7 protein-coding genes are annotated in these 9,113 nt (G+C 48.6%); 6 read left to right on the forward strand and 1 reads right to left on the reverse strand.

Features of this window, described 5'->3' with window-relative positions; genetic code table 11:
• Positions 1 to 203, forward strand: a 203-nt coding sequence (locus R6U67_RS00975) for a sugar nucleotide-binding protein (protein ID WP_410250804.1), incomplete at its 5' end; no start/stop codon positions are given.
• Between the two features lie 19 nt (positions 204 to 222).
• Here R6U67_RS00975 and R6U67_RS00980 read toward each other — a convergent pair.
• Positions 223 to 786, reverse strand: coding sequence for a DUF4168 domain-containing protein (locus R6U67_RS00980; RefSeq protein WP_410250805.1), 564 nt, complete (start codon positions 784 to 786; stop codon positions 223 to 225).
• A 268-nt stretch (positions 787 to 1,054) separates the two neighbouring features.
• On the opposite strand from R6U67_RS00980, the gene arsB reads away from it, so the two are divergent.
• The 5 genes from arsB (at position 1,055) to R6U67_RS01005 (ending at position 8,790) form a co-directional block, all read left to right on the forward strand.
• Complete coding sequence (gene arsB / locus R6U67_RS00985; protein WP_410250806.1) at positions 1,055 to 2,203, forward strand: ACR3 family arsenite efflux transporter; 1,149 nt, start codon at positions 1,055 to 1,057, stop codon at positions 2,201 to 2,203.
• Positions 2,204 to 2,401: 198 nt separating this feature from the next.
• Positions 2,402 to 3,040 carry an arsenical resistance protein ArsH gene (arsH, locus tag R6U67_RS00990; RefSeq protein ID WP_410250807.1) on the forward strand — a complete coding sequence of 213 codons (639 nt, stop codon included), beginning with the start codon at positions 2,402 to 2,404 and terminating at the stop codon, positions 3,038 to 3,040.
• An 11-nt stretch (positions 3,041 to 3,051) separates the two neighbouring features.
• Positions 3,052 to 3,447 (forward strand): arsenate reductase, glutathione/glutaredoxin type, encoded by a 396-nt coding sequence (arsC, locus tag R6U67_RS00995; protein WP_410250808.1) that lies wholly within the window; start codon positions 3,052 to 3,054, stop codon positions 3,445 to 3,447.
• Positions 3,448 to 3,576: 129 nt separating this feature from the next.
• Positions 3,577 to 6,930, forward strand: coding sequence for an ATP-binding protein (locus R6U67_RS01000; protein WP_410250809.1), 3,354 nt, complete (start codon positions 3,577 to 3,579; stop codon positions 6,928 to 6,930).
• A gap of 24 nt (positions 6,931 to 6,954) precedes the next feature.
• Positions 6,955 to 8,790, forward strand: coding sequence for an EAL domain-containing protein (locus tag R6U67_RS01005; RefSeq protein ID WP_410250810.1), 1,836 nt, complete (start codon positions 6,955 to 6,957; stop codon positions 8,788 to 8,790).
• The last annotated feature ends 323 nt before the right edge of the window (positions 8,791 to 9,113 follow it).

A 9,113-nucleotide genomic window follows, 5' to 3' on the forward strand; every position in this document is an offset into this window, starting at 1 on the left:
AAGCCGCCGCCTTAGGGTTTCCCCTACAGGTGAAACGAGTTGTTCCCATCACCACCGCCGAGTATCCCACCCCCGCTCAACGTCCCGCCTATTCCGTCCTCTGCGGGAAAAAGTTAGAAGCCATACTGAATAAGCCTGCACCCCACTGGCGTCGGGGGCTACGCCAGATGTTAACGGGGTTGCAGGCTTCCTTAACCGATTAAACGAAGCGTACGGTTAAGCTTATTCCCCCAGCATCTCCATCACCCGTTGTTGCAGGGAAGGATCTTGCTGGACCGCTTGGGAAATCAGGTTGAACTCTTCAACATCCAAGCCTTCTTGTTGAACCGCAGTTTCCATCTCCATTTCTGCTTCCTGACGAATCCCAGAAATGCGTTCAACGGCCTGGTCGAAGATTTCTGCTTCCTCGCCGGAGACATCAACCTGTCCTTCCATAGAAGGATCTTGCTGACTTTGGGCGATTTCATTAAACCGCTCAACCGTGAGTCCCTGGGACTCAATCACCTCAATCATTTGGGCTTGGGCCTGCTGTTCGATTTCCTGGATTTGTTGAATTGCTACAGCGAACCGTTCTAGGTCAGACTCACTGACATCCATCTCAGGGGATTGTTGCATTCCCCCGGGTTGAGGTTGAGGCTGGCCCTGCCCCGGTTGAGGTTGATTCTGCTGCGGTTGAGGTTGACCCTGCCCCGGTTGGGGTTGACCTCCCTGAGCCCTAACGGTGGACGCACCGCCGAACAGTAACAGTCCCATTAGGGTGCTTCCAGCCAGTAGTTGCTTAAGCATAAAAAAATCCTCGTTGTATGTCATTGCTCCACGGGGGAGTTTGCAATTGGGGTCATGACCCCAGAAACTTGTTTCAGTTCTAGCGTAGTTTCCGCTATTGATCAAGGTGACATCCAGATGTGACTCCGTCTTGACAAGGATGTGACGCTTTGGACACAAATCTTCGTTCCTCCACCATCGCCACTCATTCATCAAAAAAACTTGATGTATCAAAAAAACTTGATATGATACAAACAAACACCCCTCAGTGGAACTCGCCTTAGCACCCATGACTAGCGAAACCCAAGTCCCTCAAGCGGGGGGAACCCTCAACCGCTTCGAGAAATATCTCACCCTTTGGGTGTTTCTTTGTATCATCGCCGGAATCACCCTCGGGAAAGTATTTCCCAACGTCGCCGGCCAACTCGACAGCCTCAGCGTCTATAACGTCTCAATTCCCATCGCCATCTGTCTCTTCTTCATGATGTATCCCATCATGGTGAAGATTGACTTCTCCCAAGCCGCCCAAGCCGCCAAAGCCCCCAAACCCGTCTTACTGACTCTGGTGGTGAACTGGCTCATCAAACCCTTCACCATGGTGGCAATTTCCCAATTCTTCCTGGGAATCGTCTTTCGCCCCCTGATTGAAGGAACCGAGTTAATTAACGGCGTTGACGTCTCCCTGGCCAACTCCTACATCGCCGGAACTATCTTGCTGGGTATCGCACCCTGTACCGCGATGGTACTGATGTGGGGCTATCTCTCCTACAGCAACCAGGGTCACACCTTGGTGATGGTCGCCGTCAACTCCCTGGCCATGCTGTTTCTCTACGCCCCCCTCGGGAAATGGCTTCTAGCGGCCAACGACTTAACCGTTCCTTGGCAAACCATTGTCTTCTCGGTTCTCATTTACGTGGGATTGCCACTCATCGCCGGCTATTTCACCCGTACCTGGAGTTTACGCCACAAAGGACGAGAGTGGTTTGAAACCAAGTTCCTGAAACGGCTTGGCCCCGTATCCATCATTGCCCTACTGCTGACCTTAATCTTGCTGTTTGCCTTCAAAGGGGAACTGATTGTCAACAATCCCCTGCATATCTTGCTGATTGCAGTGCCGCTGTTTATTCAAACGAACCTCATTTTCCTCATCGCCTATGTGGCGGCGTTGAAACTGAACCTCTCCTACGAAGATGCAGCCCCGGCGGCGTTGATTGGGGCCAGCAACCACTTTGAGGTGGCCATTGCTACGGCGGTGATGCTGTTTGGCCTCAACTCCGGTGCAGCCTTAGCGACGGTTGTCGGGGTTCTTATTGAGGTTCCGGTGATGTTGATGCTAGTTCGCATCTGTCAACGAACCGCCGGTTGGTTCCCCCGAGAACCAGACAAAGCCACCTTACGAGACCCTCGCTGTACCCGTAACTATTCCCTGGAATCTTAAGGCAATGCTGGACAGTTTAGACAGACAAGCGAGACAGATGAACTAGGACTACAATTTTGCCAATTTATAAATCTCTACGTGTATCGCTCTGATTCGAGATTTTTCGTCCTAGTTCAATTGTCGCATTTTTTGGATTGCTCACCTGTTCCCTGTTCCCTATTCCCTGTTCCCTATCCTATTTAGACCAATTTTTGCTCTATGGAACATTTCGGTCGTCCACCTAAAATTCTCTTTCTCTACGGGTCCCTGCGGGAACGGTCTTATAGCCGTCTTCTGGCTGAAGAGGCGGCCCGCATTATGAGCGACCTGGGGGCCGAGGTGCGCTTTTTCGACCCCCGAGACTTACCGCTACGGGGCCAAGTCCCCGAGACTCACCCCAAAGTGCAAGAGTTGCGGGAGTTGAGTCAATGGTCGGAGGGACAAGTTTGGTCCTCGCCGGAAATGCACGGCAATGTCACGGGAATTTTGAAAAATCAGATTGACTGGATTCCCCTGAGTTTGGGAGCGGTGCGTCCCACTCAGGGGCGGACTCTGGCTCTGATGCAGGTCAGTGGCGGGTCTCAGTCCTTTAATGCCCTCAATACGATGCGGATTTTGGGCCGTTGGATGCGGATGTTTACCATTCCCAATCAGTCGTCTGTGGCCAAGGCTTATCAGGAGTTCCATGAGGATGGAACTATGAAAGAGTCGAGTTACCGCGATCGCGTGGTGGATGTGATGGAGGAGTTATTCAAATTCACGGTTCTGCTGCGAGACCATCAAGACTATCTCACGGACCGCTATAGCGAGCGAAAAGCTCGCGAACAAGCATCAGAACACGCCAAACAAGCCGTTTAATTAGGAGTTCCATGAAAAACGTCATGTTCGTCTGCAAACGCAACTCCTGCCGCTCTCAGATGGCGGAAGGGTTCACCCGTCACCTCGGCGAGGGAATCGTTGAGGTTCACAGTTGCGGCTTAGAAGCCTCCCGCGTCCATCCCACGGCCATTGAGGTGATGCAGGAAGCGGGCCTCGATATCTCGGGCCAAACCTCTGACCCCCTCAGTAACTTCAACGCTGAGGACTATGATGTGGTAATTTCCCTCTGTGGCTGCGGGGTGAACTTACCGCCAGAGTGGGTGACGCAAGAGATCTTCGAGGATTGGCAACTCGATGACCCCGATGGACAGCCTCTCGACACCTTTCGCCGGGTTCGCGATGAGGTCCGCGATCGCGTCAAAACCCTTCTCGATCGCCTACAATAGCCAAAATTCAGGAAAATACCGCCAAGTTCTCACCGGCCTGTTCTTCTCAGATACCAGAACAGGCCGGCTTTGCGTGAGATTTTCGGGGGGATTTGCTATGGTAAGCCATAGGTTATCTCGTCCTTCCTGATGCAACAGTCCTCTCCCCAAGACATGATTAGGCAACAACAGGCCCAGCTTGAGGAACTTCAGTTAAAACTTGAGGTAGAGCAACAATATCGCGAGTTATTAACGCAACAACTCGCCACCTCAGAACGGCAACTGCGAGGAGTTCTTGGGGCCATTATGGATGTGGTGCTAGAAATTGAACTCGAAGCTGGACAAATTCAAGGCATTGATATTGCACCCACTCATCTTAGTGCGTTATATGATGCCGACGATCCTCGCAGTGACTGGGTCGATCACATGGTTTCTCAGTTTTTTGACCCGGAGACGGGTGAGATTTTGCTGAAGCAAATTCAGCAGGTTTTAGCGGAGCAAAAACGGCGCGATTTTGACTATGATATCACAATATCTGGAAAAAAAATTTGCTTCTCGGCTCAGATTTCTCCGTTGACCAAAACTCGTGTCATTTGGGTAGCGCGGGATATTAGCGATCGCAAATACTATTCCGACGCTTTACAACTGATTGTGGAAGGAACCACCTCGGAAACAGGACAGGCGTTTTTTGATGCTTGTGTTCGCTATTTAGCCGAAGCCTTGCAAGTTCGCTATGCCATTGTCAGTGAGTTTGCTAATCCGAAACAGACTCGTCTGCGTTCTTTAGCGTATTGGACAGGAGACACCTGGCATGAGCGACTTGAATATGATATTCAGGGAACTCCTTGTTCGGAAGTGTTGCGGGGAAATATCTGTTACTATCCCGATAACGTCGCTGAGTTGTTTCCGGGCGATCGCGATTTACAAAACATCAACGCCGTCAGTTACCTTGGGATTCCTCTCTATAGTTCCACTCAGGAAATTTTAGGGCATTTAGCGGTTATTGATACCAAAGCCATTCCCATTGATAAAAACTATGAGGAAATCCTAAAAATCTTTGCCGCTCGTGCCGGAGCGGAGTTAGAGCGAGTTCAGGCTGAGAAAGCCTTGAAAGCCAGTGAACGACAGTATCGAACCTTGGTTGAAACGGCAAATTGTATTATTTTACGTTGGGATTTACAGGGTAAAATTAAGTTTATCAATCAGTTTGGCGCTGACTTTTTTGGTTTCAAAGTTTCCGAACTTGTCGGACAACCAATTTTAGGGACGATTGTTCCTAAACAGGACTCATCGGGGCAAAATTTAGAGGAACTCATCAAGAAAATCTGTCAATATCCGAATCGGTTTTTATCCAACGAAAATGAAAACATGAGTCGCGATGGCAAGCCATTTTATATTAGCTGGGTGAATCAACTGACTCAAGTGGGTGCAGATGCCGAACTACTCTCGATTGGAACCGATGTTAGCGATCGCAAACGGGCCGAAGACGGACTGGCTCGCAAACTGAAGCAGGAAAAACTGCTGAATCAAATCACTTACCAAATTCGTCAAAGTTTAGATATTCACGACATCTTTAATGTAGCGGTGCAAGAAATCGCCTCAGTGTTTCAGGTGGATCGCTGTCATTTACAAATTTATCAAGATGATCCAACCCCGGATTTTCCGCAATGTTCGGAATATCGTAGTTGTGGCTATTCAGTTTGCTTAAATCCAGGAGTTTGGAGTCAAGAAAGTCACTATGTACAAACCCTATTAGCCCAAGATTGCGCCTTGGCTAGTGATAATATCCAGGACGATGTTTTACTGAAAGAGACATTCTCGGCAGAGTTTAATCTCAAATCTGTTTTGAGCATTCGCACCTCCTATCAAGGCAAAGCCAATGGTATCCTCAGTTTGCACCAATGCGATCGCTACCGCCATTGGACAAAAGATGATATCCGACTATTGGAGTTAGTGTCATCTCGGATTGGGATTGCGATCGCCCAAGCCAATCTTTTAGCCCAAGCCAAACAACGACAAGTTGAACTCGAAGCCGCTCGGCGAGCCGCAGAAGAGGCGAATCGCTCCAAAAGTCAGTTTTTGGCCAACATGAGTCACGAACTACGAACGCCTCTCAATGCTATTTTAGGCTTTACCCAACTGATGACCCGCCAGGGACCCCTTGATCGCGATCAACGGCATCATTTAGGGATCATTCAAAACAGTGGTGAACATTTACTGCAACTGATTAACGAGATTTTGGATATGTCCAAAATCGAAGCGGGCCATATTCAACTCAACCCCACCCAGTTCGATCTGCACCATCTGCTTGAGAGCATCCAAGGGATGTTTCAACTACGTGCTTCTCAAACCTTTCTGGCCCTAACTATCGAGCGTCAAGCCGATGTTCCTCAATATATCGAAGCCGACGAGGGGAAACTACGACAGATTTTGACGAATTTACTCAGTAACGCCATTAAATTTACAGAACACGGAGGCGTCACAGTTCAGGTGTCCCTCGATTCAGCCACCCCAGATGATAGCAGTTCTCAATCCCCCCAGGAGACGAGTTTACCTCATTTAGCGATCGCCGTAGAGGATACCGGGCCGGGTATCGCCTCAGAACACTTAGAAACGATTTTTGAGGCGTTTGTGCAAACCGATTTGAGCCATCACAAGCATACTGGAACCGGGTTGGGCCTGGCCATTAGTCAAAAATTTGTACAGATGATGGGGGGCCAGCTACGAGTCGAGAGTACCGTCGGCCAGGGGAGTTGCTTTTATTTTGCCGTTCCCATCACGCCGGTGACACTCGCCGCTGGGGAGATGCCGTTTTCAGCGGCGATGCAGCAACGCATCGTTAGTCTGGCGCCTAATCAACCGGATTATCGCATTCTCGTGGTGGACGATCGCTGGGAAAGTCGTCAGTTTCTCGTCGAACTCCTCAAATCTGTGGGGTTTCAGGTGCGTGAAGCGGAAAATGGCCGCGAGGCGATCGCTCAATGGCAACAGTGGCACCCTCATCTGATCTGGATGGATATGCGAATGCCAGAGATGAATGGCTATGAAGCCACCGAACGCATTAAAGCTCATTTGGAAGGCCAAGCCACGGTGATTATTGCCTTAACCGCCAGTGCTTTAGAAAATGAAAAATCGGTGATTCTGTCGGCGGGATGTGATGATTTTGTACGCAAACCCTTCCGGGAATCCCTGATTTTTGAGAAAATTGGCCAGTATTTGGGGGTTGAGTACGGCTATGACGACTCCGCCCTTCACTCAGACGCCTTAGACGCGACGCCGCTGCTGTCTGAGGCTGAGATGGTGGAGCGTCTCAGTCAACTGAGCATCCCTTGGCGACAGGCTCTTAAAGATGCCGTTGAATTGGCTGACGAGGACGTAATTTTAGAACTTTTGCAAGAGTTACCCCCTGAACAGGCCGCTTTAGGGCAAACCATTCGCCAATTGGTCGATGAATTTCAATATGGTACATTATTAAATAGACTTTCATTTCCGTCCCTGGACTAATTCACATTTAAAGGAACCTCATCTATGACTCAGGAGCATCCAAACGCTGACACCTATCGAGGAGATATCTTAATTGTTGATGATACTCCTGAAAATTTGAAGTTTCTCTCAAGAACTTTGGCAGAGCAGCGCTATAAAGTTCGCAGTGTCACAGAAGGAGACATGGCGTTACGGGTTGCCAATGCTGCCCCCATCAACTTGATTCTTTTGGATGTTAAAATGCCGGGGATGGATGGCTATGAGGTCTGTTCTCGTCTTAAGAAAAATGATAAAACAAAGGATATTCCTGTGATTTTTATTAGTGCCTTGGATGACATGATTGATAAAGTCAAGGCATTTGAAGTCGGAGGAGTTGACTACATCACTAAGCCTTTTCATGTTGAAGAAGTTTTAGCTCGTATTGAAACCCACATCACCCTAGAATCTGTTAAAAGCGAAATTCTTAAGCTGAATGTGGAGTTAGAACATCGAGTTCGACAACGCACCCATCAACTAGAAAAAGAGATTTCTGCTCGTCAGGAAGCCCAGGAGCAACTGTTACATTTGGCATTGCATGACTCTCTCACAGAGTTACCGAATCGTGTTTTGTTTATGAAACAACTCGGTCGAATTTTGGAGCAGAGTAAACAAAATAATGACCATCATTTTTCCTTGATGTTGTTAGATTGCGACCATTTTAAAGTGGTGAATGATTCCTTAGGCCATGTGGTGGGCGATCGCCTCCTGATTTCCGTGGCCCGTCGCATTCAAACCTGTTTACCGCCAGGGGTGATGTTAGCGCGACTCGGGGGAGATGAGTTCGCCATTTTACTCGAAGAGGATACCCCCAGCGGCGATCGCGCCCTCACCTTAGCCAACACCATTCAAGAGGAGTTAAGTTACCCGTTTCAGTTAGGGTGTCAGGAAAATTTCACCAATGTCAGCGTTGGAATTGTGCTGAGTCATCCCAATTACGAACAGCCTGAACATCTGTTGCGCGACGCGGATTCCGCCATGTATCAAGCCAAAGCGAAAGGGAAAGCCAGCCAACAGATTTTTGACCCCAGAATGTACACTCAAGCCATTATTCGCCTGCAAATGGAAACCGACTTACGGCGGGCGATCGAGCGTGGTGAGTTTGTTTTATATTATCAGCCCATTATTTCCCTAGCAACCCGGAAAGTAGCGGGTTTAGAAGCCTTAATTCGCTGGGAACATCCCAGCCGTGGCTTATTGCTTCCCGGAGAGTTTTTACCCACTGCTCAAGATAGCGATCTCATGAGTCAGATTGACACCTGGGTTTTGCGAGAAGCCTGTTTCCAACTGAGGGATTGGCAAGAAAACGCAGCCGTCCCGGACTCGATTTTCATGTCCACGAATCTCTCCGTTCATAACTTCTTGCGAGAAGATATCACAGAAACGATATTCGATATCTTATTAGAAACAGGCGTTTCTGGTCATTGCCTGGAACTGGAAATCACCGAAGAAAGTATTGTTAGTAATCCTCAACGAGTCAATTCTATTTTAAAAGAACTGAAACACCGTAATATCAAGTTTAGCATTGATGACTTTGGCACGGGCTACTCCTCGTTAAGCTATCTGCATCAGTTTTCTGTTGATAGTTTAAAAATTGACCGCTCGTTTATTGAGCGAATTTCACCTCGCGGCGCTTTACCCGGAAATAAAGAAATTGCCCAAACGATTATTCAACTCGCGGAGAGTTTGAAACTATCCGTCATTGCCGAAGGAATTGAAACGGTTGATCAGTTGATGGTTTTAGAGCAATTAAAGTGTAACTACGGTCAGGGATTTTATTTCTCGCGCCCTTTAGCGGCAGAGGTGACGTTGGACTTTTTAAGCTATTGTCAGCATTCGGGGTGAAGCCCGCCGACGAGTGGTTTAACTCGCTGTCTATGGTATTAAAATCCCCGGATAACGCTTAACGAACGTTAAACCTTAGATAACATCGGTCTCCTACTCCAAACATGCGACCCTCGTTGCAGAAAACCCCTAAATTCTTGATCTAAGTCAAAGACAATATCACAATTCCCTGACTATACTGACGACATGGACAACAGGCATTGATTTCCTAGCTTGTCCGAGACCCTGTCTTTCAGAGAATTTCCCTTATGGCAAATCCAACTCTCGACCTGAGGGTGGAGCGATCGCCCATTCAGCGATTTAGCCTACCCGCCTGGTTAGTG

Source organism: Sodalinema sp., from assembly GCF_046483825.1.
Lineage (GTDB): Bacteria > Cyanobacteriota > Cyanobacteriia > Cyanobacteriales > Geitlerinemataceae > Sodalinema.

Excerpts from the sequence above, each read along its gene's own strand:
- R6U67_RS00980 (WP_410250805.1), bottom strand. The coding sequence starts at position 786 with ATGCTTAAGCAACTACTGGCTGGAAGCACCCTAATGGGACTGTTACTG.
- arsB (WP_410250806.1), top strand. The coding sequence starts at position 1,055 with ATGACTAGCGAAACCCAAGTCCCTCAAGCGGGGGGAACCCTCAACCGC.
- arsH (WP_410250807.1), top strand. The coding sequence starts at position 2,402 with ATGGAACATTTCGGTCGTCCACCTAAAATTCTCTTTCTCTACGGGTCC.
- arsC (WP_410250808.1), top strand. The coding sequence starts at position 3,052 with ATGAAAAACGTCATGTTCGTCTGCAAACGCAACTCCTGCCGCTCTCAG.
- R6U67_RS01000 (WP_410250809.1), top strand. The coding sequence starts at position 3,577 with ATGCAACAGTCCTCTCCCCAAGACATGATTAGGCAACAACAGGCCCAG.
- R6U67_RS01005 (WP_410250810.1), top strand. The coding sequence starts at position 6,955 with ATGACTCAGGAGCATCCAAACGCTGACACCTATCGAGGAGATATCTTA.